The sequence below is a fragment of the Malaciobacter marinus genome (assembly GCF_003544855.1).
Taxonomy (GTDB): Bacteria; Campylobacterota; Campylobacteria; order Campylobacterales; family Arcobacteraceae; genus Malaciobacter; species Malaciobacter marinus.
Window position 1 is genome coordinate 1175139 of the sequence record NZ_CP032101.1, and the last position, 26454, is coordinate 1201592.

20 protein-coding genes are annotated in these 26454 nt (G+C 27.3%); 16 read left to right on the forward strand and 4 right to left on the reverse strand.

Translation table 11 applies throughout. The features are described 5' to 3' along the window. Positions 1-107 precede the first annotated feature (107 nt). From AMRN_RS05870 to garR, 11 genes are all read left to right on the forward strand, one after another. On the forward strand, positions 108-1307 hold the full coding sequence (locus AMRN_RS05870; RefSeq protein ID WP_228199135.1) for an exonuclease SbcCD subunit D C-terminal domain-containing protein: 1200 nt from the start codon (positions 108-110) through the stop codon (positions 1305-1307). Further along, the gene (locus tag AMRN_RS05875) at positions 1307-4477 is read left to right on the forward strand and encodes an AAA family ATPase (RefSeq protein WP_099310607.1); all 3171 of its coding nucleotides are present in this window, start codon (positions 1307-1309) and stop codon (positions 4475-4477) included. Before AMRN_RS05870 ends, AMRN_RS05875 begins: the two co-directional genes overlap by 1 nt. Before the next feature lie 8 nt (positions 4478-4485). Next, positions 4486-6600, forward strand: coding sequence for an AAA family ATPase (locus AMRN_RS05880; RefSeq protein ID WP_099310608.1), 2115 nt, complete (start codon positions 4486-4488; stop codon positions 6598-6600). 9 nt (positions 6601-6609) lie between these two features. Then, positions 6610-7686 (forward strand): PDDEXK family nuclease, encoded by a 1077-nt coding sequence (locus AMRN_RS05885; RefSeq protein WP_099310609.1) that lies wholly within the window; start codon positions 6610-6612, stop codon positions 7684-7686. Positions 7687-7702: 16 nt separating this feature from the next. Beyond that, positions 7703-8902 (forward strand): HNH endonuclease signature motif containing protein, encoded by a 1200-nt coding sequence (locus AMRN_RS05890; protein WP_099310610.1) that lies wholly within the window; start codon positions 7703-7705, stop codon positions 8900-8902. An 8-nt stretch (positions 8903-8910) separates the two neighbouring features. After that, the gene (locus AMRN_RS05895) at positions 8911-10386 is read left to right on the forward strand and encodes a DUF2779 domain-containing protein (protein WP_099310611.1); all 1476 of its coding nucleotides are present in this window, start codon (positions 8911-8913) and stop codon (positions 10384-10386) included. Further along, positions 10386-11324 carry a zinc dependent phospholipase C family protein gene (locus AMRN_RS05900; protein WP_099310612.1) on the forward strand — a complete coding sequence of 313 codons (939 nt, stop codon included), beginning with the start codon at positions 10386-10388 and terminating at the stop codon, positions 11322-11324. The genes AMRN_RS05895 and AMRN_RS05900 overlap by 1 nt, the downstream gene beginning before the upstream one ends. A gap of 11 nt (positions 11325-11335) precedes the next feature. Next, on the forward strand, positions 11336-11722 hold the full coding sequence (locus AMRN_RS05905) for a hypothetical protein (RefSeq protein ID WP_099310613.1): 387 nt from the start codon (positions 11336-11338) through the stop codon (positions 11720-11722). Between the two features lie 28 nt (positions 11723-11750). Further along, complete coding sequence (locus AMRN_RS05910; RefSeq protein WP_099310614.1) at positions 11751-15659, forward strand: AAA domain-containing protein; 3909 nt, start codon at positions 11751-11753, stop codon at positions 15657-15659. Positions 15660-15939: 280 nt separating this feature from the next. Continuing rightward, complete coding sequence (locus tag AMRN_RS05915) at positions 15940-16245, forward strand: hypothetical protein (RefSeq protein WP_152031931.1); 306 nt, start codon at positions 15940-15942, stop codon at positions 16243-16245. An 89-nt stretch (positions 16246-16334) separates the two neighbouring features. Then, entirely contained in the window at positions 16335-17219 is an 885-nt protein-coding gene (garR, locus tag AMRN_RS05920; protein ID WP_099310616.1) for a 2-hydroxy-3-oxopropionate reductase, read from the forward strand. An 11-nt stretch (positions 17220-17230) separates the two neighbouring features. On the opposite strand, the gene AMRN_RS05925 is transcribed toward garR, so the two are convergent. From AMRN_RS05925 to AMRN_RS05935, 3 genes are read right to left on the reverse strand one after another with little or no spacing between them, the layout of a single operon-like run. After that, positions 17231-17869: a helix-turn-helix transcriptional regulator gene (locus tag AMRN_RS05925; RefSeq protein ID WP_099310617.1), complete on the reverse strand. Its 639-nt coding sequence runs from the start codon at positions 17867-17869 to the stop codon at positions 17231-17233. Positions 17870-17918: 49 nt separating this feature from the next. Further along, positions 17919-19013, reverse strand: coding sequence for a threonine synthase (locus AMRN_RS05930; protein ID WP_099310618.1), 1095 nt, complete (start codon positions 19011-19013; stop codon positions 17919-17921). Positions 19014-19024: 11 nt separating this feature from the next. Further along, entirely contained in the window at positions 19025-19399 is a 375-nt protein-coding gene (locus AMRN_RS05935; RefSeq protein ID WP_099310619.1) for a RidA family protein, read from the reverse strand. 234 nt (positions 19400-19633) lie between these two features. On the opposite strand from AMRN_RS05935, the gene AMRN_RS05940 reads away from it, so the two are divergent. From AMRN_RS05940 to AMRN_RS05950, 3 genes are all read left to right on the forward strand, one after another. Then, entirely contained in the window at positions 19634-20368 is a 735-nt protein-coding gene (locus AMRN_RS05940; RefSeq protein ID WP_099310620.1) for an ion transporter, read from the forward strand. Between the two features lie 63 nt (positions 20369-20431). Next, entirely contained in the window at positions 20432-21382 is a 951-nt protein-coding gene (locus AMRN_RS05945) for a substrate-binding domain-containing protein (protein WP_228150803.1), read from the forward strand. Beyond that, positions 21383-23548 carry a PAS domain-containing sensor histidine kinase gene (locus AMRN_RS05950; RefSeq protein WP_099310621.1) on the forward strand — a complete coding sequence of 722 codons (2166 nt, stop codon included), beginning with the start codon at positions 21383-21385 and terminating at the stop codon, positions 23546-23548. It begins immediately after the preceding gene. Here AMRN_RS05950 and AMRN_RS05955 read toward each other — a convergent pair. Further along, positions 23545-24021, reverse strand: a complete 477-nt coding sequence (locus tag AMRN_RS05955; protein WP_099310622.1) for a MarR family winged helix-turn-helix transcriptional regulator — start codon at positions 24019-24021, stop codon at positions 23545-23547. The two genes, AMRN_RS05950 and AMRN_RS05955, sit on opposite strands and share 4 nt — an antisense overlap. Before the next feature lie 102 nt (positions 24022-24123). On the opposite strand from AMRN_RS05955, the gene AMRN_RS05960 reads away from it, so the two are divergent. Both AMRN_RS05960 and AMRN_RS05965 read left to right on the forward strand, forming a co-directional pair. Continuing rightward, positions 24124-25353 (forward strand): TolC family protein, encoded by a 1230-nt coding sequence (locus tag AMRN_RS05960; protein ID WP_099310623.1) that lies wholly within the window; start codon positions 24124-24126, stop codon positions 25351-25353. Beyond that, complete coding sequence (locus AMRN_RS05965) at positions 25350-26453, forward strand: efflux RND transporter periplasmic adaptor subunit (RefSeq protein WP_099310624.1); 1104 nt, start codon at positions 25350-25352, stop codon at positions 26451-26453. The genes AMRN_RS05960 and AMRN_RS05965 overlap by 4 nt, the downstream gene beginning before the upstream one ends. Position 26454: the final 1 nt, after the last annotated feature.

Here is a 26454-nt window from a genome sequence, read left to right on the forward strand (position 1 = left end):
AATAGAAGTTGTAAAGATATAATTCAAAAAGTTACAGAAATTATAAATAAATAATAAAAATTTATAATTTGATATAAAATAAAACAAAGTTTAATTATAATTTAATAATGAAAAAGTTGAGATTTTTACACACATCAGATTGGCACTTAGGTCAAAATTTTATGGGCAAAAGCAGAATTGAAGAGCATGAAGCTTTTCTATCTTGGCTTTTAAATACAATAAAAGAAAATAATATAGATGTATTACTTGTATCGGGAGATATATTTGATACAGGAACACCACCAAACTATGCACTTGAACTTTACTATAACTTTTTAAAACAATTATCAAGCATAAATAGTTTAAATACTACAATTATAACAGCTGGAAATCATGACTCTGTTTCCACTTTGAAAGCACCAAAGCAACTACTTGAAGCACTAAATGTGCATGTAGTAGTAAATGGTGATGAAGATGAAAATATAATCATACCTATAAAAGAGGGCGATACTACTAAATCGATAGTTTGTGCCGTACCATTTTTAAGAGATAGTGTTATCAGACAATCACTTGGTGGGGAAACTGTAAGCGACAAAGAAAAACTTGCAAACAATGGTATCAAAGCTTATTATGAAAAAGCCTACAAAAAAGCAAAAGAGATAAGCAAAAACTCTCCAATCATAGCTACGGGACACTTGACAACTGTAGGCGGTCGTACAAGTGAAAGCGAAAGAGATATTTACATAGGTGGAACACTTGATATTGGTGGGGATTATTTAGCTAGTATGTTTGACTATGTGGCTTTGGGACACTTACATATCAATCAAACAGTAGGAAACGAACATGTAAGATACTCAGGTTCTCCAATACCTCTAAGTTTTTCAGAGTCTAAAAACACGCAAAAAGTAAATATAGTAACTATAGAAGAAGATGTAAAAGTAGAAGAATTAGAAATCCCTTTAAAAAGAAAGCTTCAAGTTATCAAAGGTGATTTGGAAACTATAAAAAAAGAGTTAAAAGCTATCGAAGATAAATCTACTTGGATAGAAGTTCATATAAAAGATGACAACCCAATGTTTGCAAATACTGAGATAAGAGAACTAGCCACAAAACTAGAACTAACAATCCTAGCAGTGAAAATAGAAAAAAGCGAAAAGCAGTTAAGAGCAAAAGAGTTAAAAGCTATAAGCCTAGATGAACTAAGTGTTCAAGAGGTTTTTGAAAAAAGATTAGAACTAGAAGAGATAGAAAACAAAGAGTTTAAAGAGCAGTTATCTCAAACTTTTAATGAAGTAGTTTCAAATCTTCATGAAAGTGAGCAAATCTAATGAAGATACTAAAAGTAAGACTACAAAATATAAACTCCCTAAAAGGTGAGTTTGAAATAGATTTTCAAGAGTTTCTAAAAGATGAATCTCTTTTTGCCATAACAGGACCAACAGGAGCAGGGAAAAGTACAATTCTTGATGTAATCACTTGTGCTTTATATGGAAGAACAGCCAGATTAACAAACCCAAATGACTTGATGAGTAGACACACAGGTGAGTGTTTATGTGAAGTGGAATTTGAAATCAAAGGCAAAGTCTATAGAAGTTCTTGGGCTCAAAAAAGAGCAAGAAAAAACCCAAATGGGAACTTCCAATCTGCAAAGATGGAGATAGTAGAACTAGAAACAAACAAAATACTAGAATCATACCTTTCAAAAGTACCAAAAGTAGTAGAAGAGATATCAGGGCTTGATTTTGATAGATTTGTTCAATCTATGATGTTAGCCCAAGGAAGTTTTGATGCCTTTTTAAAAGCCAAAGAAAATGAGCGTTCTAATCTACTAGAAAAGATTACTGGAACATATATCTACAAACAAATCTCACAAAGTATCTATGAAACATACTCGTCAAAGAAAAAAGAGATAGAAGCTGATGAAATAGCACTAGGAAGTATAGAACTACTAGAGCCAAACATAGTAGAAGAAAAAACAAAACAACTAGAAACAAATAAAAAAGAAAAACAAGAACTAGATAAAAATGAAACCGAACTAAAAAAACTATCAAACTATCTAGAAACTCTTGATAAACTAGAAGCAGATAGCCAAAAATACAACCAAGAGTTTGAACAAATAAGCAAAGAAAAAGAAGACAACAAAGAGCAGTTTACAAAGCTAGAACTAGCAAACAAAGCCATAAGAATACAAGCTTTGAACCAAGAGAAAAACCAACTAACAAACACAATCTCAAATGATAAACAAACCCTAGAGTCTTTGCAAAAAGAGGATAAAGAGTTAAAAGAACAAATCCAAACAAAAGAGCAAGAGTTTAAACTCTCAAAACAAAGCCTTGAAAAAGAGCAAATAACATACAATGAAAACTATAAAAAACTAAAAGAGTTAAGAACTATAAAAACACAAAGTGATGGTAAAAACCAACTTTATAAGCAAATATGTCAAAAAATCTCACAACACCTACAAGAGTTAGCAAATCATTTTGAGATAGCTTTTGAAACACTTCTAAGTGACGAAACACAAATAGACAATCTATACAAAAACTTCTCATCAAATCTAGACACAAAAAAAGAGCAGTTAGATACTCTAATAGAACAATACAAAGCAATAGAAACCCAAACAAAAGATATAAACCAAAAAGAGCAAAACACAAGAGTCAAACTAAAAGAGATAGAAACACTTCTAAAAGCCCTAAGTGATTATGAAACACTACAAGAGCAAATCACACAAGAGCAAAACAAGATAAAAGAATACAACACTGAGATTGAAACACAAACAAAACTAAACCAAGAGAAAACAAAACTAATAAACCAAATAAACGAAACTCTAAACTCACTAAAACAAACAAGAGAAAAAGAGCTTCTTATCAAAAACTACGAGCAAGATAGAGCCAAACTAAAAGATGGGCAAGAGTGCTTTTTATGTGGTTCAAAAGAGCATCCATATATAAACCACTCTTTAAATATAGATACAGAGATAAGTCAAACACTAGCTAAAATAAAAGAGCAAGAAAGCTATCTACAAGAGCAAAACAGCGAACTAAACAAGGCTCAAATAAACCTAGCAAAACTTAGCTCAAAACTTGAAAGCTCAAACCTAGAAATACAAAAACAACAAACTACAAAAGAGCAAATAGAAGAGTACTTCAAAACAAACGATTTCAAACTACAAGAAGACTCAAAAGCCACACTACAAGAGCAAATGCAATTTTGCGAAAATGAGTTAAAAGAGTATGTAACTTTAAGAGAGCAAAAAGAGTCTTTACAAGCAAAAAAAGAGTCTCTACAAACATCTGTAAACAAAGAGCTACAAAAACAACAGCAGATAAACACAAGCATAAACACTATAAAAGAGTTAAAAGAGGAACAATCAAAACTAAAAGAAGAGATAACAAAGCTTCAAACCCAAAGCAAAAGTATCTTAGATATAGAAGATTTAGACCTTTTTGAAAAAAATATCCAAGAGAGTTTAGACACTGTTTCAAAACACTTTAACAGTTTGCAAAACCATCTTTCAAGCCTAAAATCAAAAGATGAATCCCTATCAAAACAGATAATCCAATTAAACAAAAAACAAGAAGATGATAAACAAAACCTAGTACACATAAAAGAGAAGTTTGAGAAAGCTTTAGTAGAGTATGGCTTCAACTCACAAGAGGAGTTTGAAAAAGCAAACTTAGCAAAAGAAGAGTTTGAAACCCTAACAAACCTATGCAAAACCATAGAAGAGAAATATACACAAATACAAACTCTAAAAACAGACACAAACAAAAAACTAAAGGAACACAAACTCTTAGAAAAAGAGATAAACCCAACAAATCAAAACAAAGATGATACAAACAAAGAGTTACAAAAACTACAAAGCACAATAGACCAACTACAAGAAACCATAGGAAGCATCTCAAAAGAGTTAGAGATAAATACCCAAAATATAAAAAAATCAGAAGACAAAATAAAACAACTTGAAAAGAAAAAACAAGCCTTCCAAGTATGGGTAAAACTAAACGATATGATAGGCTCAAGCCAAGGGGACAAGTTCGCCAAATTTGCCCAAGGTATCACCCTAGACCAACTAATCTACCTAGCAAACAAACACCTAGAAATCTTAAGCCCAAGATATGAACTTCAAAGAAATACAGAATCAAACAAACTCTTAGATATAGAGATAATTGACGGCTTCCAAGGAGACGCAGTCCGAGGTGTAAATACACTCTCAGGGGGAGAAAGCTTCATAGTAAGTCTATCTTTAGCTTTAGGACTTTCAAGTCTAGCAAGCCAAAAGATAAGTATAGACTCACTTTTCCTAGATGAAGGGTTTGGAACACTAGATAGCGATAGCCTAGAACTAGCACTAAATGCACTAAATCAATTACAAAGCTCAGGAAAAATGGTAGGTGTGATTTCCCATGTGGAAGCACTAAAAGAGCGAATTCCATTGCAGATAAAGGTTGAGCCTAAGGGTGATGGGACGAGTGGTTTGGATTTGAATAATTTAATATAAGGAACAATATGATTTTTAAAAATATTAGAGTTAAAAATTTTAAAGGATTAAAAGATATATCTACTCCTTTATCAGATTTTACTTGTGTAATAGGAGAAAATAATGCAGGGAAATCAACTTTTATACAAGCTTTATTACTTTTTATAAAAGGTACAAAATTAACACAAGATGATTTTTTTGATAAAGATAAGGATATCTTTATATTTGTGGAAATTGATAATATTAAAAAGAAAGATTTAGAACTAATTGATGAAATACATAGAGATAAGCTTGAAAAAAATATTGATTTTGATGAAAAAGGTATTGGTAGTTTTAGGTTAGTAAGAAGATATTCTCATGTAGATTATTCTTCTAAATTAAAGAATATAAAGTTTGTTCCGAAAGAAAAGAAGTTTGAAAAAAAAGAAATAGATAATTTGCTAAAAAGTAAAAAAGGTGATGAATTAATTTCTACATTAAAATCTAATTATGCTGAAATAGATGATGAAAAAATTGATAAGCTTAAAACACAAAAAGCAGCAAAAGAATTAATTGAAGAATATATCAATACATTATCTAAAGATGATTTAATAGAAAAAGATGTTCCTTTAGATACAGGAATTGATAATTCAATTAAAGCTTTATTTCCTGAACCCATTTATATTCCTGCTGTAAAAGATTTATCTGATGATATGAAGACAAAAGATAGTGCATCTTTTGGAAAACTTCTAAATATACTTTTAGATGTTATTGAAGATGATTTAAATGAAGCAAAAAGCGTTTTTGAAGTATTAAGAACAAATTTAAATAAAATATATGATGATAATGGTAAGCTTATCTCAGATAAAAGGTTAGAAAAGGTAAAAAGAATTGAAAATACAATACAAAGAAATTTAAACCAGACATTTAAGAACGTATCAATTGACTTAGAAGTTCCACCTCCAGAAATAAAAACTATTTTATCAACTGCAAATATAATTGCAAATGATGGAGTCAAAGGGCCAATACAAAATAAAGGTGATGGGTTTAAAAGAGCTATCACTTTTAGTATTCTAAGAAGTTATGTAGAATTGTCTCATTCTGAAGGTTGGCAAAAAGATAAAGAACAATTTAAACAAAAAGATAGATTTCTATTTTTATTTGAAGAACCAGAGTTATACTTACATCCTAAAGCTCAGAATATTTTATTTGAAGCATTATCTAAAATATCTGCTAATCATCAAATGATTGTATCTACTCATTCTCCACTTTTTTTCTCTTCTGATGCTACTAAAACTTTTATAAAAATAAAAAAAGTTGATGATGGGGAGAAATCATATTCTAAAACTTTACATATAGACTTGACTGAAATAAGTAATAAAGATAAGTTTCAATTAATTTCATTTGAAACTAGTAATCATGCATTTTTTTCAGATAGAGTTGTATTGGTTGAAGGGGATACTGAACTAATTGTACTTCCTCATATATCAAAAATAATTGATTCTAGATACGATTTTAAAAATAATTCAATTAACTTGGTCAAAATTAATGGAAAAGGAAGTTTTAAGAGATATAAAGATTTTTTTAAGAAGTTTGATTTAGATATATATTTTGTTGCAGATCTTGATGTATTATTAGATGGTTTTGAAAAGTTAGAACCAAGTGATGAAATAAAAAAAGTTCACAGTGAGTTATTGTCAATTGTAAATGAAAAAGTAGTAAGTATTGATGTAAAACCTTTACCAACAAGAAAATATAAAGATAAATTATTAAAGAATAATAGTAAAAGTATATATGAACAAATAAAAGATGCCAGAAGTGATGATGATAAAGAAAAAGTTTTAGAATTACTTGATGAATTATTTTCATTTGAACAGAAAAAGATTGAATTAGTTATTCTTCAAGATAAGGAAAATGAATTTAATGATGTTGTTTTAAAAAAAAGAGAATTATTAAAACTACTAAGAAAAGAAAATATTTTTGTACTAGAATCAGGTGATATAGAATCTTATTATCCTGAAGGAATCGTTAGTGATGATAAGCCTACTCAAGGACAAAAGTATTGTGAAATCATTGATTCAAAAGAAAAACTTTTCGAAGAATACTCTAAAATAGATGAACAAAAAATTGAATTTGAATTAATATTTGAACAAATTTTTGCTTAGGACACTAAAATGAAAAAAAGTCAAATGAGAGGGTATTTATACGAAATATTTATTTCACATCTTTTACAGAAGAATGGTTTTCTAAAATGTACTCAAGGGTCTCAACAATTTATTGATATGGGAATAATATCTAATGATGGTGAAATTGAAGGACGTGGTACTCAACACCAAATTGATTTTATAGGTTTATATACTAGGAATATTCCTTTTGTTTTTCCTATTCGGTTATTAGGAGAATGTAAGTTTTGGGAAAAAAAGGTTGATAAATCATTTATAAGACAATATATCGGTGTACACAAGGATATTTCGGAAAACTATATCTCTTCTATGAGAGGGAGAACAAATAGGTTTTTAGATGTACCTGTTATTTTCTCAGCAAGTGACTTTGATAAAGAAGCAGTAAATTTAGCTTGGGCACAAGGTATTAATTTAGTTTCTCATTCTAGGTTGCCAATATTAAAAAATATAATCGAAGTAATTAAAATAATTGTAGAAACTTTATATGATCATTATGATTATCAACCAATAAAAAGATTTGTGGAAAAATTTCTTAATGAGGAAGATATTGAAATGAGTGAAACTTATTTAGATTTCATAACTAGATTTATTGAATATTTAAATAATAATTTAATTATCTTTGATATTGAGGATTTTGAAGATTCATTAAGTAGGTTACAGAATAGCAGAATCAATACATTTCTATTTGCTACGAATGAGAAAGGAATTTTAATTAATTTAGTTAGTGAAGATACATTCCCAAATAAAGATGATAATTTTAATGTAGATTTTTTTGAAACAGACTCAGAAGATTGTATGATTTATTTTGATGATGAAAATAGTGATGAAAATGGTGAAAGGGTATTTTATATTACTTTAAATCGAGACTCCTCTCAAAGAAAATTTTATTTTCAAGCAAATAATGCTTTATTGAGTAAAGATTTTCCACAATTGTCTTTAAAGGATAGAATGCAAAGAAAATTAAAGTATTTCTCTGAACTTTCAATAATTAAAGAAGTAAATGGTTTGACAAGAATAATAAAATTAAATGTTAATCTTGAAACAGTTATGCATAATAATGTAAGATAATTATCTAAGGACATATATGAGTAATAATATATTATTTGAAAACTTTATTAAATATGGTATTGATGAAGAATTATCAAAAAAATTAGTAGGTTTAGGTTTGACAGTTTCTAAATGTAAAGTGTTATCCCAGAATGATTTAAAAAATAAGTATAAACTAAATGAAAATGAAATATCTATAGTAAAAACTTCTACAAAAAGACAACCTATTGATGAAAAAGTTGTTGATATACTATTAAAAAATAGCAATTATATATGTAATGTATGTAAAGGTGAAAAAAGTCATAGCTTTATAATTCATCATATTGAGGAGTATGAAAAATCACAAGATAACTCATATGATAATTTAATAGTATTATGTCCATCTGATCATGATCTTGCTCATAAACAAGGTGTTTCGTTAACAAATAAAATTTCAAAACCACAATTAAGAAAATTAAAAACTGAGTGGGAAGAAGAAGTTAGAAAAAAAAACGAGATAAAAGCAAGTGAGAATATTAATATTAGAGATGAAGTAGTAGATTTCGTCAATATTCAAAGGTTAGAAGAACTAGCTTTATTAACTTTTAAAGAAATACCAGATACTTATGTAACTCCTTCTTTAAAAAATAAAAAAATTTTGAATAATGATGGTCTTTTTGATGAAGAATATGTAAGAAAAAATCTTTCATCTTCTCCTATGCTATTTAGTTATATCAACGCAGGAGAAGGTATTCATTATTTAGAGTTATTAAGGAAAATAGCGAAGAAAAAGAATTTTATTGATATAAGAAGTTTTTTTAAAATACGTTCAATAAATAAAAAACAGATAAATGGTCAATATGTTTTTTTTACAGGAGGTTTTTATAGCCGTTCTGTAGGATTATCTTTAAAAGGCAATGAACCATTAGTTATTTTTCATTATAAAAAGCAAAATATTAGAATTGAATGTAAAATAGATTCACAATATGCACTATCTCAATCAGCATTGGGAAGGTTAGGGGTAAAAACAGTTTATTCTATTTATGGTGTTGTTAAAAATACATTTAAAGATAAAGATAATATTTGGGTAATATCTATCAGTCCTTATATAGTTGGATTTCCTGACGAATATTCTCGTATAGGTTCATTTTATTCTAATTATGAATTTGATGAAGAGCCATTTTTTGAAGATATTGAATTAGAAAACTCAAGTTTTGATATCGATGAATGGCTTCAAGAAATTAAAGAAAAATCTTAAGTATAAATATGAACCTATCTAAATCCCTCTACACAAAAGGTATCCAATGCCCAAAAGCACTTTGGCTTAAAAAATATAAGCCAAGTGTTTTAACACCACCAGATGAACAAGCACAGGCTATATTTGAAACAGGAAATATAGTAGGAGATTTAGCTTGCGAGCTTTTCCCTGATGGTAGAGAAGTTTCATACACTACAAACTATGATGAGATGATATCTACTACAAAAGAGTGGATGGAAAAGGGTGTATCAAATATCTATGAAGCTACTTTTAGTTATGAGGGTATACTTATCATGGTAGATATTTTAAAAGTAGAAAGTGATGGCGTATCTATCTATGAGGTTAAAAGTTCCACGGAGGTAAAAGATATATATCTTCATGATGTATCTATTCAGTATTATGTACTTCAAAACTTAGGCTTTAGTATAAAAAATGCAAGTGTAGTACATATAAACAATGAGTATGTAAGAGGTGAGTTTTTAGAGTTAGACAAGCTTTTTAAGATAGTTGATGTCACAAGTGAAGTGCAAAGTTTACAGTCAAATATTCCAAGCATATTAAAAGAGTTTGAAACTTACCTAGAAGACAAAGTAAATGAGCCAGATATAGATATAGGGAAACATTGTAATAAACCTTATGAGTGTGATGCCAAAAACTATTGTTGGAAAGTTCAAAGAAATATACCTGAGTACTCTATCTTTAATATTTTCAATCTAGGAAGTAAAAAGCAAATAGAATTATACAATCAAGGTATTATAGATATAGAAGATATCCCTGAAGATTTTGATATGACTGCAAACCAAAAACAAGCAGTAGCAAACTACAAATCAAAAGCAAGTTATATAGACAAAGAAAATATCAAAGCCTTTTTACAAAACCTTACATACCCAATCTATCACTTAGACTTTGAAACCTACCAACAAGCCATACCACAATATAAAGGTATAAAACCCTTCGAGCAAATCCCTTTTCAATACTCACTTCATATTGAGTATGAAGATGGCACTTTGGAGCATAAAGAGTATTTGAGTAAAGATAGCGTAGATAGTAGATATGAGTTAGCGTTAAAACTATGTGAAGATATCCCAAGTGATGTTACAGTATTAGCTTACAATATGAGTTTTGAAAAAGGTGTGATAAAAAGACTTGCCAACCTTTTCCCAGATCTAAGTACTCACTTATTAGCCATAAATGAAAATATGCAAGACCTAATGGTACCTTTCCAAAAGAAATGGTATGTAACACCAAGTATGCAAGGAAGCTACTCTATCAAGTATGTATTGCCAGCACTTGTACCAGAGTTTGAAAAAGCCTACAAAGAGTTAGAAGGTGTACAAAATGGAAGCCAAGCTATGAATGCTTTTGCAAATCTTAGTAAACTAGATGAGGTAAGTAAAGAGAAGATGAGAATTTCACTTTTAGAGTATTGTAAACTTGATACTTTAGCTATGGTGAAGATATTAGATAAATTAAAGGAGACATAATGGCAGGAGCATATGCACACTTAACAATAGTAAATAAAGCATGTACGGAAAGTGAATTAGAAGAGTTAGGACTTAGTAATGATTCCCTCATAGCATTAGAAGAATATACAACTTTTATAGAGCTAGGTTCTGTTAGTCCAGATTATCCATATCTGGCAATTACAGAAAAACATAAAAAATGGGCAGACTCAATGCACCTAGATATGAAAACAAAATCTTTTATTTTAAAAGGTATTGAAGAAGTTAAAGCAATAGAAAATGAAGAAGATAAAAGAAAAGCTTTTGCCTGGCTTTGTGGACTTGCAGGGCATATTGTTACAGATGTAGTTATTCATCCTGTTGTTGAATTAAAAGTTGGTCCATACGAAGGAAATGAAGCAGAACACAGAAACTGTGAAATGCATCAAGATGTTTATATCTATAAAAAGATTACAGGATATGGAGACATTTCTGAAACTGAACAATTATCTTTGTTTGGTAAAGAGTGTAGTCAAGATGGTGATACTGACAAGCTAAATAAAGTTATCTCTTCAGTATGGGGGAAAATGCTTGAAGAATTAAATAAAGAAGAATACTTAAATAACAAACCAGAATTTGATACTTGGCATAGTAGATTTCATAATTTAGTATCGACAGTGGAAGAGACACAAAACTTTCCTACTATATCAAGACATGTAATAGGATTAGATGGTGGAATAATTTATCCTAAATCTGAGGAAGTAAATATTGAAGAGTATATTGAGAATTTAGAAGTTACAGGTAATAAAACTATGCATTATGATGATATTTTCAATAAAGCTGTACTACAAGTACAACAAACTTGGAAAGTTTTAGATGAATCTGTATATGGCAATGGAAATAGTCATTTAGAATATTTTGCGGATTGGAACTTAGATAATGGTAGAACATCGTCTGATGAATTAGAGTATTGGGCATAAAAGGAAATAAAATGAAGAAGATATTAATAAAAAGTTTATTGATTGTTTTTGTAGCTAATTTAATTACTGGTTGCTCTTTAAAAAGTAATGACTTAATTGAATTAAAACCTAAGTTAAATAACCTAACAAAAAGAGCAAATAGTGCAATCAAAAGAAGAGGTATTGAAGTATCTAAAGTAAATGAGTATTTGGCTACTAAAAATCCTATTTTAATAGAAAGTTTTAAAGATTATGATTTAAAGATTAAGTATGAAAATAAAATTACCATAGTTCTTGTATGTAAAGATGAAAAAGCACTTTATGAAGATTTGTCTTGTGATTTGAAAATTGATAAAGACTATACAAAAGAAGATAAATTATGTGATTTTCATATCATAAACCCTAGTTGTGATAAGTAAATATATATATAAAGGACAATATAGAAATATGAAAAAAGAAGAGTTTTTAAACAATTTATTTAAATATTATGATTTAGCACTTAGAATTGACAATGTTCTTGGAACAAAATATACAAAAAAACAGATATCTTCATATCATGTAAGTGAGAAAATTGATAAAGTATATAATGAAAAGCTAGAAAAGAGTCATTATTTTTCATTGGATAGTGATTTTAAAAATAGTTTTTTGCCTATTGAATATCTTAGTGAAGATACAATAGAATCGTTTATCCATGAAGTCTCATATTTTGAAAGAACTGTAAATTTTGAAGGACAAAAACTTAAAAAAAGATATGATCCTCAAAATATCTATGAACATAATAAATTTATTTTTTCAAAAGACTCAAACTTCTTTCAATATGGAATAGCATTTAATCTTTTAAAAGAAAATCCTTTTTCTAATTATTCTAAGTTTGTTCCTTCTTTTGTGATACTTTTTCCAAACTATGACGAAGAGTTTAATTTTTTGACACCAGATAAAATATTTATTGAGATAAAAAGATACCTAGGATATAGCTTGACAGAAGATGAAGAAGAGTTTTCTTGTGAGATAAAGCCTTATTTGTTATTTAATCCAAAAATACTTGAACCATATTTTTTAGAAACGCCAGATATTAAATTGTCATCATTTGAAGATACTCAAAAGCAAATAATTAAATTTTTAGAGCCTATTCTTGAATTAGATAAATATAATATAGAAAAAGAGTTTCAAGATAAAGCTTTTATCATTGGAATTTCTCAAAATCTAAATATGGGATTGACAAAAATATATGATACTATTTTTGAACATCAAAATATTAATAGTTTAATAAAGTCATACTTTAAAGTACATAGAAGAAAAAGCAATGACATAATCTATCCCAAAATAGAAAAAAGTGAGATTATAACTACAAAGAAAATTGTAAATTCTTATTCTTCTCATTTTGGTTCTTTTGATAAAGAGTATTCTTTAGCACAAACACAAAGAGAAGCATTGAGTTGTTATCTTGAAGATAAAAAAGTATTACCTGTAAATGGTGCACCAGGAACAGGTAAAACTTCATTATTGAGAGGTATATTTGGTGATTATACAGTAAAAGCAGCTATTAAAAGTTATGAAAGTTATTTAAAAGAGAAAGTTGTTTTATTTTCTACTCCTATAGTTTGCTCCTCTACAAACAATCAAGCCTTAACAAATATTTCTGAGGGAATAGACTCAGGCTTTATTGAAACTTCTAAAAAGAACGAGAGCAATTTATATAAAAGATGGTTGACTGATGATGTTAAATTAGAAAAAAAGACTATAAACTTTAATAATAACTTGTTTGTTCCTTCTGTTAGAAGTACAGTAAAGAGAACATATGAACTCTCTAAAAATGATATGAAAACAGTAGGAAATATAATATCAAAAAATCCTCTAACTTTTATAAATGAATACTTTAAATATAGAAAAATAGATATGTTTTGTGAAAAAGTTGATAAAAGAACTTTAGACCTTTTAAATAAAGCTGCAAGGTTTTTCTTTAATAAAATAAATGAAAACATAGAAGAATTAAAAAGTTTAACATCTCTTATTCAAGATAAAGTAGATGAATTAACCAAGATTGAACTACATCTAGTAACAAAATATATAGAAAAAGGTATTCAAGAAGATCTTATAAAAGCTACACTTTTTGAAATAAAAGAGCATTCAGAAAAACTTTCTTCTTCATTGGATAGGTTAAGGTCTTTTGAAAAAGAGTATAAACAAATAGAAAAAAATATACAAAATTTAAAAAACAGAATAAAAGAGTATAAAGAAGAAGCCTTAGAGATTGAAGATTCTATATCTTTAAGCGCAAGTGAAATTGAGGTTATAGATAAACAAATAAAAATAGAACAATCTTATTTAAATGATTATAAAATATCTCCATATTATAGTAGTTGCTATGAAGAGATTAAATATAAATATAGAGATGACTTTACTAATGAAAAAAATAATATAAAAGAAGTTTTAAAAACTGATATTGAAAAAGTATTTAAAAATGCTAATATATTAGAAAAACTTTCTTATGGGCTTTTAAAAAAAGGCGCTATAAAAGATAAGATTGAACTATTAAATAATTTATCCCAAGAACAATTATCTAATCTTAATACTACTTTCTATGAGCAAGATTTTTTTATAAATGATTTAAAAGAAAATATATCAAATAAACATAGTAAGGTTATTAAAAAACTAAAAGAAAAATTAAGTAAAATTGATGCAAATATTACTAAATTTAGTGTAAAACATAGTGAATTAAAATTAGAGATATATCAATTAGAAAATGAAGTAGATGATAAAGATATTAAATTATATCAAATAGAAAACTTATTAGATAAAGAGTTTGGTATTTTATCAAATGATATTTTTGAGTTTGAAGATATTGAAAGACTAATTGAATTTGAGGATACATATAAACAACTTGCTAGATTAAATGAAAAAAATGAAAGATATGATACTACACAAAGAACAGATAACTTTTATTTTGCTTTACATCTTTTAGAAGCACTATATTTTATATCAAATACAAATATGTGGAATACTAAAATAGAGTTAAATAATTTTGATAATAAAGTTATCAAGTGTCCTATATGTCATGAAGGTTCTATGGTTCAACGTGATAGTGTAATTAAATGTTCAAAGTGTGATAGAAAGTTTTCTTTTAATAATAAGTATTTACCTAAAGAATTAGATGAAGAAAAAATTTTATATATATTAAAAAATTCAAAAGCTACTATTGATGAAATTTCATACTATGTTAACGCAACAGAAGATTTTATAAATATTTCTACAAACGATACAAATAATGATGAACTTTTTAGCAGTTTATATCCTATTTTTCCTATTATAAATATCACTTGTAATAGTTTTGGTACAATAGTTTCTAATAGAAATGATACTTATATAAAAGAAAATATTTTTGACTTTTTATTAATCGATGAAGCAGGTACGATACCTCCTTCTAAAATGATAATATTAAACTGTGCCAAAAAAGTGATGCTATTTGGAGATACTAAACAATTAAAACCTGTCTTTTCTTATGATACTAAAATTGAAAATAGAATATTAGAAGACTTTTACTCTTCAAAAAAAGATATAAGTATTGTTTCAAAATATTTCTCATGTGCTTCTAAAATGAGTAATGAACCGATAATCAAAAAAAACAATAACTCAATGGATATAGCTAATTCAAGTGTTACTTATTTCCTTCCTTATAATAAAAGTAAAATGGAAGGTGATATTTGGTTAAAAGAACATTTTAGATGTCAAACTCCTATTGTTCAAATCTCAAATGAAATATCATATTTTAATGAAATTAAACCATTAAAAAAAGATAAATATCATGATAAGAGTTGGAGTACATTGTTATTTATAGAACATGAACATCAAAAAAGCTCATATAATACAAATCAAGGTGAAATTGAAGAAATTATAAACTTTATTATAGATAGAAAAGAACGTTATATTAATGAGTTTTTAAAACGAATTAAAAATAAAGAGGAAATTACTGATGAGGATTATTATAATTCAATAGGAATTATTACACCATTTGTAAATCAAGAAAATTTATTAAAAAAAGAAATTATTAATAAAATTGGAAGCCATAAAGACGATGCTAAAGAACCAATTATTAAAGTAGGTACTGTGCATAAATATCAAGGTTCTGAAAGAGATATAATAATTTTTTCATCCGTTTATAATAAAGAAAATCAAGGGAAAGCCCAAAATCTATTTTTTAATAGAGATGAACCTGATATGATAAATGTTGCAGTAACTAGAGCAAAAGAAATATTTGTACTATTTGGGAATAGAAATACAATATCAAATAGTGAAACTTTTTCTGGAGTGATGGTAAAACATATTGATGAATATAAAAACAAAAAGACAAAAAAATAAAAAATCTTACGTTATATATTCTTTATGATTTTTTTCTGAAGAAAGAAAATAGCAAAAAAGGGATAATGACCTTTTAATTAGCAAGATAGAATTTAATTTATTAAGCAAGAGATAACACATGACACTTATATACAAAATAATAGCCTATATCATAACTATACCATTGTTTACCATCTGGCTACTTTTTTGCTTTATCATTTCACTTATTGGTTCGGTACTTTATAAAAAGAGAATTTATATTGATTTAGATAGGGTGCAAAAAAGAGAGACTATTTGTAGTGTGTTAAATAATAAAAAATATCTAAGTGATGAAGAGTATGAGTTTGAGACTGTTGAGGTGGCTTGTATTTATGATGAGCTTACTTTTAGGGGATACTTGTTTGTTTTAGCTCCTGTGATTTTTTTGCTAAAGCATTTTAGTTTTGCTGATGATTTTGTTTTTTATCTTGTAAAAAAGTGGATGGATTTACATAAGTTTCAAAGAGAACACAAAAAAAGACCTAAGAGTTTTTTTTCTTTTCTTATGTCTTTATGTGTTTTACTTGCCTTTTTTGTAGGACAGGTTTTATATAGGATAAAATCTTAATTATTTACTAGTTGTTTATTTATTATTTTGTAATAATTAAATAAATGATACTATTTATACAAAAACTTTAATCACTTAAGGAAATAAATATGAAAATCGGATTTATAGGATTAGGTATCATGGGAAAATCTATGGCGAAAAATCTATTAAAATCAGGGTATGAGCTAGTTGTTACAAATAGAAGTAAAGCTTCTGTTGATGAGTTAGTATCTGCTGGTGCGCTTGGTGCAAGTAGTGCTAAAGAGCTTGCTCAATCTTGTGATTTAATTATCACCATGCTTCCAAACTCTCCACAAGTTAAAGAAGTGATTTTAGGTAAAAATGGTGTGATAGATGGCATAAAAGCTGGCAGCATTGTTATAGATATGAGTTCTATCGCTCCTTTAGCTTCACAAAGTATAGCTCATGAGTTAGCAAAAAAAGATGTAGAGTTTCTAGATGCTCCTGTAAGTGGTGGTGAGCCTAAAGCAATTGATGGAACACTTTCTGTTATGGTTGGTGGCAAAAAAGAAATATTTAACAAGTGTTACGATATTTTACTTTCTATGGCTGGTTCTGTTGTTTATACAGGAAAAGTTGGGGCTGGAAATACTACAAAACTAGCAAACCAAGTTATCGTTGCACTAAATATTGCTGGTATGTGTGAGGCTTTAGTTTTAGCTACAAAAGCTGGTGTAGAGCCAGAGTTAGTTTATGAAGCAATTAGAGGAGGACTAGCAGGAAGTACTGTTTTAGATGCTAAAGCTCCTTTAGCAATGGATAGAAAATTTGATCCAGGTTTTAAAATCAATCTACATATAAAAGATTTGCAAAATGCACTTGATACAGCCCATGAGATTGGAACACCTGTTCAGCTTACAGCTAGTGTTATGGAGATTATGCAAGCTATGAAAGCTGAGGGGGAAGACCATTTAGACCATGGTGCTTTGATAAGATATTATGAAAGATTGGCAAAAGTTGAAGTAAAAAGGTAAGTAAAAATACTCTACCTTTTTCCTCTAATGCTATCTAAGTAACTGTATATTGTCACTTTTGAAACGCCCATATATTTTGCGACTTTATCAATAGAGCCTTTTACTAAAAAGATGCCTTTTTCATCCATAAATTTGATGATTTCTAGGCTATCTTTTCTTGTTAGTTTTTCTATGTTAGTATTTTCAAAAATCTTTTCTATAAGATTGTCAAGGATACTTACTATATCTTGGTCAAGAACATATTTCTCTGATTCTTTTGTTTCTTGCCCTGTTGGTGCTCCTAAAAAGTCTTCCAACTCTTTTTGCAAAAGATGAGAAAGAGTCAAATCATAGTTTAAGCATAGCATACCTATTACTTCATCTTTTTCATCACGAATCAAAGCTGATGAAGATTTGATTTTTTTTCCATCTTCTGTTTCAAAAAAGTAGTTAACTACATAGTCATCTTTAAAATCTTTATTAAGTAATACCATTTTTATTAGATGATCAAAACTTTGACCAACTTTTCTACCAGTAACATCACCATTTGCAGCGTAAACTACAGAGTTTTTAGGTTGTGTTAAATCATGCAATACCACTTCGCAATTTTTTCCAAATGTTTTTACAATCATATTTGCAATGGGTATATAAGCTTTAAGAACTAAGTGCATTAAAAGTCTCCTTGTCAAAGTGTAATATATCAAAAAAATGCTAAATTATTTAGTGGTCAGATTTCAATCCAGCCCCGCACATAGATATTAAGCAATCACTTAGTTTCTCATTTGTTTTGCAATACTCTAAATATGCTGCATATGAAGCAGCTGTTGTATGTTCACAATATACTCCTTTTTTAGCAAGGATTTTTCTACTTTCAATTATTTTATCTTCTGGTGCAATAATTGTTTTGATATTGTATTTATAAATATACTCTAAAATCTCTTCTCCACGCATTGGTACACCAATTGCAATACCTTCTGCCAATGTGGGTTTTAGACTTACTTTTGCAGGTTTTGATTCTTTGTTTTTTACAGCTTCTACAAAAGGAGGGCAGTATTGGCTTTGTATTGCATAGATATTTGGCATAGATTTGATTAGTTTACTTTCAAGTAACTCTTCTAAAGCTTTAATTACACCTATAAATAAAGTTCCATTTCCAAGTGGTACAAATATGTTTTTAGGGATTCTGTTTAGTTGTTCATATACTTCATAGATATAAGTTTTTGTTCCTTGATAAAAAAATGGATTATAAACATGATTTGCGTAAAAAACTTTTTCTTTTTCTACTTTTTGTCTGCAAATATCAGCACAATCATCCCTTGAGCCATCTGTTATTGTAACTTTTGCATTATGAGATTTTATCATATCTATTTTTTTAGGAGATGTTCCTTTGGGAACAAATATTTCACACTTTATATTTGCTTTTGCACAATATGCAGCGATACTATTTCCTGCATTTCCACTGCTATCTTGAACAACACTTTCTACTCCTATTGATTTGCAATGAGATATTAACATAGCTGCACCTCTATCTTTAAAAGATAGTGTTGGCATAAAATAGTCCATTTTTAATAAAACATCTTTATCAAACTCAATAATAGGAGTCATTCCCTCTCCTAAAGTGATATCTTTGTAACTATCATCTATTATGGGCATAAACTTTCTATATCGAAAAAGTCCCCATGTGTTTTTATCTACTAAATCTAAATTAAATTTTGGTACATGAAAGTGTAATTTCCACAATCCACCACAATCACACTTTGCTTTGTGTGTTCTTATATCTTCAGTTTTTTCACATTTACTACAAATATATTTCATAATAATCTCCTTTAACAAGCTGCTATAACATCAATTTCAACTTTAAAACCAAAGTGAAGTTTTGCTAAAGCTGTAATTGTTCTTGCAGGTGTATGTTCTGCAAAAAAATCACTATATATTTTATCAACTGTTCCCCATTCATCCAAATCATTAATATAAACATTAACTTTTAAGACTTTTTCTTTAGCTGAACCTGCTTCTTGTAGAATTAATTCTATATTGTTTAGAACTTGTTTTATTTCTTCTTGCATTGTTCCAAACTTTTTTTCTCCAGTTTTTGGATTAATAGAGAATTGCCCTGATATATAGACTCTACTCTCTTCTATTACTGCTAAAGCATAGTGTCCATTTGCTTTTAGATTTTGTACTTTTCTAATTATTTTCATAAGTTCACCTTTTATGTATTTTTAAAAGTATATAATTTTTTATATATTATGTCAAGTATTTGTATAAAAAATTATATATTAAAGCTAATATTGTCTAGTAAATCACTATTAAAATGAATTATATTCTTATTTTAAAGTGTGTTATATAAAAAAGTATATAAATTTTTATAATTAAAGCCTTTATGCTTTTTTTGATAAACTACGCGTATTTTAATTTAATAAGGTTTAATCATAATGAATTTAAAAAGTCAGTTGTACTTAATATTTGAAGATCCCTCAAAACATAAATATGGATATTTTCTACAAGTTGCTATATATATAAATATTATTGTAAGTATTGTTGTTATGTTTCTTGAAACAGAAAAAAGCTTAAATGAATATTTTGATTTATTTAAAACAATAAATATGGTAAATATATTTATATTTACTTTAGAGTATGTATTAAGAGTCTATTCTATAAATAAAAATAAATTAAAGTATATGTTAACTCCTTTGATGATTGTTGATTTGATTGTACTTTTACCTTTTTATCTTACTTTCTTTAATATTGATTTAGGTTTTTTAAGAGGTCTTAGAATAATAAGAATTTTTAAGCTATTTAGATTGGCAAAGTTTAATGAGTTTGATAAAATCATAACAGAAATTTTAAAAGAGAAAAAAGAGGAGTTTTTATATATTGTTATTGCGATTTTTATTCTTTTATTTACATTAACTCCACTTGTTTATTTTGTAGAAACAAAAGCTCAACCTGAAGTTTTCACTAGTATGTCTACAACTTTATGGTGGTCAGTTACTACTTTTACAACAGTAGGTTATGGTGATATGTATCCCATTACTACAATTGGAAGAATGCTAACAACTGTTGTTAGTGCTTTAGGAATTGCTTTTTATGCTATTCCTGGAAGTATTTTTACAAGTAGTTTACTAGATAAAATAAATGAAAAAAGAAAAGAAAAAGATAATGAATAAGTAAATATTCTGAGTTATTATCTATGATATGTTATCATTAAGTAATAAAATTAAAGGTTTAGGGTGTTTTACTTCAAATTTCTTATTATTTTTGCTATTTTTATGACTTCTTATGTAAATGCTTCAGAAAAAAAATTAATTTATATTGTTTCTGATATTAGAATTCCTTTTTGGGAGATTATGAGTAAAGGCATTAAAAGTAAGTCATCTAATTATGATTATGATATTCAAATACATAGCTCATCAAATAGTGCAAAAATTGAGCTAGAAAATACTGTAAAAGCTATTAGAAGTAAGCCTGATGGTTTGATTATATCTCCAACAAATTCATCTGCTAGTGTTACTATTTTAAAACTTGCAAAAGAAGCAAATATTCCTGTTGTTATTTTAGATATAGGAACTGATAGTGGAGAGTATTTATCTTATATCTCTTCTGATAATAAAACGGGTGCTTATAATATAGGAAAAGTTTTAGTAAAGAAGATGCAAAAATTAGGCTATGAAGATGGTTCAGTTGCAATTGTTGCTATTCCTCAAAAAAGAATAAATGGACAAGAAAGAACAAGAGGTTTTTTAAAAGCACTAAGTGAATCCAAAATTAAAAGTGTAGATTTAAAACAACAAATAACTTGGACTCAAGCAGAAACATATATTTATACAAAAGAGTTTATTAAAAAATATCCAAATTTAAGAGCTGTATGGTTACAAGGTTCAGATAGATATCAAGGAGCACTTGATGCTATAAATGAATTAGATAAAAAAGGTGAAGTTTTATTACTGACATTTGACGCAGAGCCAGAGTTTATAGAGTTAATACAAGATGATATACTTGTAGGTTCAGCCATGCAACAACCTTATTTGATGGGGCAAAAAGCTATTGAACAATTTTATAATTATTTTAATAACAAAGAGATAATAAAAAATATCCAAATGCCAATACTTGCTATTTCAAAAGATAATATCAAGAAGAAATTACCTCTTATAAAAAGAAATGTTTTAGGTATAGAAAAATAGATGAAAAATGTCAAATCCCTTTATGTTACATTTGCAATTAGTATCTTTTTTATAGTAACTATCTTTATGAGTATTAGTGCTACTTTTTCATATGTAAGTACCAAAAATAGCATCATAGAAAACATGAAAGAGAGTTCAGAAAATACAGTCAATACTTTAAAAAATAATTTAGCAATTCTTATTCCATCATATGCAGTAAATGATTACACAAATCTTTTATATAATGAAATTAAAAATAAAGAAATCTTTGCAATAGTTGTAAAAGATTATAGTATGGGAAAAGTTGTAGGAAAAGAGGCTTATATAACTGGAAAAATCAGACAAGGTGACAATATTGTTGCTTTTGATACGAAAAATAAATCTCATGTTTCTTCTTTAAAAACTTGTTATTATAAAAAAGAGTTTGATATAAAATCAATGTTAAAAAAAGATTTAGGTCATATTACTTTGTGTATATCTGATGAAAAAATGAAAAAAGAGTTACATGGAATTATTTATAAGACTATAAATAATACTATACTTATATCTTTATTTTTAATAATATGTCTTTTTGCTCTTTTTCATTATCTTTTAATGAAACCTATTTCAAAGATAATATCAAGTTTAAATAATACTGACAAAGATGGAATTCCTATAAATGAACTTCCTTTAGCTTTTTCAAAAGAATTAAATTTACTGGCTATTACAGCAAATAAAATGTTGTATTCAATAAAATCTTCAAGAAATATATTGAAAAAAAGTGAAAGCAGACTAAAGTATTTATTAGAAATGAGTCCTATTGCTGTAAGAATTGCAAAAGATAAAGGTACTAAAGTTGTATTTTCAAATCATACATATGCTTCTTTGATAAAAGAAGATTATGTAATTGATTCAGACCCCTCAAAATATTATAAAGATAAAAATGAATATAAACAAATAGTTGAAAAGATAAAAAATAAAGAAAAAATCTTTAATAGATTAGTTGAATTTAAAATAAAAGATAAAACAGTTTGGGCACTTGCTTCATATATGAGTATTAAGTTTGATCAAGAAGATTCTGTTATTGGTTGGTTTTATGATGTTACACGAGAAAAAAACTTACAAAAAGAGTTAACAAATCAAAAAAATGAATTTGAAGCAATATTTAAATATACAAAAGATGGATTAGCACTTTTAGATTTACAAAGTAATTTTTTAAAGTTCAATGAAGCTTATTTAAAACTAACAGGTTATACAAAAAAAGAGTTATTGACAAAATCTTGTATAGGTTTGACAGCCATTGAAGATAAATCAAGAACTCAAGAAGCAATCAATGATGTTTTAAAAGATGGTTCAAAAATAAATTTTGAGAAAAGTTGCTTAGTTAAAGATGGACGAACAGTAAGAGTTAATATGTCTTTGGTATTACTTCCTGATAAAAAAACAATTCTTTTAAGTGCCAAAGATATTACAGAACAAAATATTATACAATCACAAGCAAAACTAGCTTCAATGGGTGAAATGATAGGTAATATTGCTCATCAATGGAGACAACCATTAAATATCATATCAACAATTGCAAGTAGTATAAAAGTTAAAAATGAGTTTGGACAAAAAGTTGAACTTGATGATTTGTTATTTGATATGACACATATTATGCAACAAACACAATATCTTTCAAAAACAATAGATGATTTTAGAAATTTTATAAAAGATACAAATGAAAAAGAGGTTTTAAGTATTGTTAATACTATTGAAAAAACATTAGTTATAATTCATTCATCTTTCTTAAATAATAATATAAAAATCATAAAAGATTATGAAGATGATATAGAAATATTAGGTTATGAGAATCAACTTATTCAAGCTATTATGAATATATTAAATAACTCAAAAGATGCAATTGTTGAAAATGTGTTAGATGATGATGAAAAAATAGTTTATATAAGCACTAAAATTGTAAATAAAGAATTGATTGTTTCTATAAAAGATAGTGGTAAAGGAATAGATAAAAATAATATTGATAAGGTTTTTGAACCATATTTTACTACAAAACATCAAAGTGTTGGTACTGGTATTGGCTTATCTTTAGCACATCAAATTATTACAGAACATCACAATGCTTTGATTGAAGTTTCAAATTGTACTTTTACTGCAAACTCAAAAAAGTATAAAGGTGCTTGTACAAATCTAATATTTAAAATCTAAAAAAGTCTATATGTTAGTTTTTTTAGAATCTTTTTTAAAGTTTTTGTCTCTTCTTCTGATAATATATCAAAAAAGTATTTTCTATTTTCAATCATTTCATCCATGCACTTAAGTGTTAGTTCTTCCCCTTTTTGCTCAAGTGAGACTAACATACTTCTTTTGTCTTGTGCTGATGGTATTCTTGAAATTAATTTTCTACATTCTAATTTTTTTAGAACCTTTGTCATTCCACCAGATGAAAAAACTGTTGCTGAGTATAAATCTGTGGGAGATAATGTCTTACCATTAAAATACAATGCTGCTAGTACATCTATTTCTGAATGGCTTAAATCATACTTTTCTTTTATATAGTGTTCTGTTTCATTAAACAAATTTCTATATATTAAAGTAATTGGAAGTGCTATTGCAAACTGCTCATAACGAGGGTTGCTAACTGTTTCTTTAAAGAATTGGTCTAAATGTTGTTTTTCCATTTTAAAATTCTATCTAAAATAAGATTAAAAAGATAAATCTTTCTGGAAAGATATATTTAAGCTAATTAATGTTATCTTTCTAGCAAGATAAAAGGAGTTATTTTGAAAAAAATTTATTTTCTATTTTTTATCCCAATTTTACTTATGGGACAAACCTTAGATGAACTAATAGATTTATCTATTAAAAATAGACTAGTTGATTCATATAAAAGTGATTTAGAATCGTTAAAAAAAGAGTATAATAGTGTAAAAAGCGGTTATTTACCAAGTTTAAATCTTGGTGTAAACTATTCAAAAGCAAATAAAGAAATTGCTTCAACACCTGATAATAATACAACACTTAATGCTTCGATTGATTACACTTTATATGATGGTGGAAAAAAATACGACAGATATTCAAGTTATGAAATGAGTATAAAAGGTAAAAAAGAAGATTTATCTTCTATTAAAAATCAAATATCTTTAGATGTTACTAAATATTATTATGATTATTTGTCATTATTAGCAAAAAAAGATGCAAAAAATAAAGAAATTGAACAGTTAAAAGCTCAATATGAAAGATTAAATAGATTTTTAGAAGCTGGAACTACAACAGAAGATGAAATACAAAAAATTATTTCAAGAGTTCAAAGTGCAAATGTAAGTTTGCATGAAATAGAGTTAGAACTTCAAACTATTATTCATAATTTAAAATATATCACAGGGCAAACAGTAAGCATTGATGATGGTTCATTTGTAGAGCCTTTAAAACAAGAGCAAATTCAAAGTAATAGAGCAGATATAAACTCTTTGAAGTTTCAAGTAAAAGCTTTATTTGAAGATGCAAGTGCACAAAAAAGTGATTATTTGCCAACAATAAGTGTAAGCAATACTTACACTCATGCAGATATGAATTATGATAATAGTGACTTTAAAGCACCTTATGATGAACAAAATATATTTTCAGTTAATTTAAAATGGAATATTTTTTCATTTGGAGAGACAAAAAATAGATTTGAATCAAAATATAGAAAATATATTAGTGCAAAATCAAAATATGAGTATGAAAAAAATAGAGCAAATGTTGATTTACAATTGGCAAAAAAAGCATATGAAATTGCAAAATTAAAGATTGATTCTGCACAAGCTGGATTAAAAGCAGCAAATAGTGCATATGAAGTAATAAAATCAAAATATCAAAGTGGACTAATTGATAATGTTGCTTTTTTAGAATCTCTTAGTGAAAAATATGAAGCAATAAGTGTATTAAAAAGTGCTTTATATGATATAGAAGTTAAAAAAGCAAATCTTATTTATCATAGTGGAAAAAATTTAAAGGAATATATTAGATGAGAAAAAGAGTTTTACCCTTAATAGTTTTAATAGTTTTAGGTTTTAATGCTTGCAGTGATGATACTCAAGCAAAGCAACAAGCAAACTCGAAGCAACAAAGACCTGCTTTACCAGTAAAAGTATTTGATGTTAAAAATGAAACACCAACTATTTCAAAAGAGTATCCTGCTGTTATTACACCTTTTGAAGAGGTAAAGGTAATTGCAAGGGTTTCAGGAACTTTAGAAGAAAAGTTTTTTAAAGAAGGTCAATATGTAAAAAAAGGACAACTTCTATATAAAATAGAAGAAGATGTTTATAAAACAAATTTAAATATGGCAAGTGCAAATGTAAAAAAAGCACAAGCAAATTATAATAAATCATTGAAAGATTATCAAAGAGCAAATAAACTTTTAAAAAGTAAAGCTATTAGTGTTCAAAAGTATGATGAATATGTATATATTTATCAAGATGCGAAAGCTCAATTAGAAAGTAGTAAAGCTAGTTTAGAAAAAGCAAAAATTGAGTATGATTATGCAACAGTTGAAGCTCCAATTAGTGGTATAGTTGGTATAAAACAGAGTGATATTGGAGATTATGTTGGAACAAATGCATCTAATTCACTATTAGTTACTATAACTTCAATAAATCCAGTTCATGCTGAGTTTTCACTAACTAAAAATGATGTTGTAAGTTTTATTGAACAAGTAAGAAGTAAAAAGGTATATGTTACATTAGATGTTCTTGGAAAATCTTATAAAGGAGAGATTGATTATATATCTCCTAGATTAGATTTAGATACAGATACTTTACTTTTAAGAGCAAAATTTAATAATGATGATAATAACTTAATTGTTGGTGAATTTACAAAAATCAGTTTAAATAATATTACAGTTAAAAATGTACATATTATTCCAGAAGAGGCTATTTTAAAAACTGCAAATGGGGATTTTCTTTATGTAGTACAAGATGGTATAGCAAAACTTAAACCAATAAAGCTTGGAAGTTTATTACAAAGTGGTGTAGTAGTTAAATCAGGTTTAAAAACAGGTGATAAAATAATTGTTAGTAATATAGCAAAAGTAAGACCTGACACAAAAGTTCAAGTGTTAGGTAAATAGT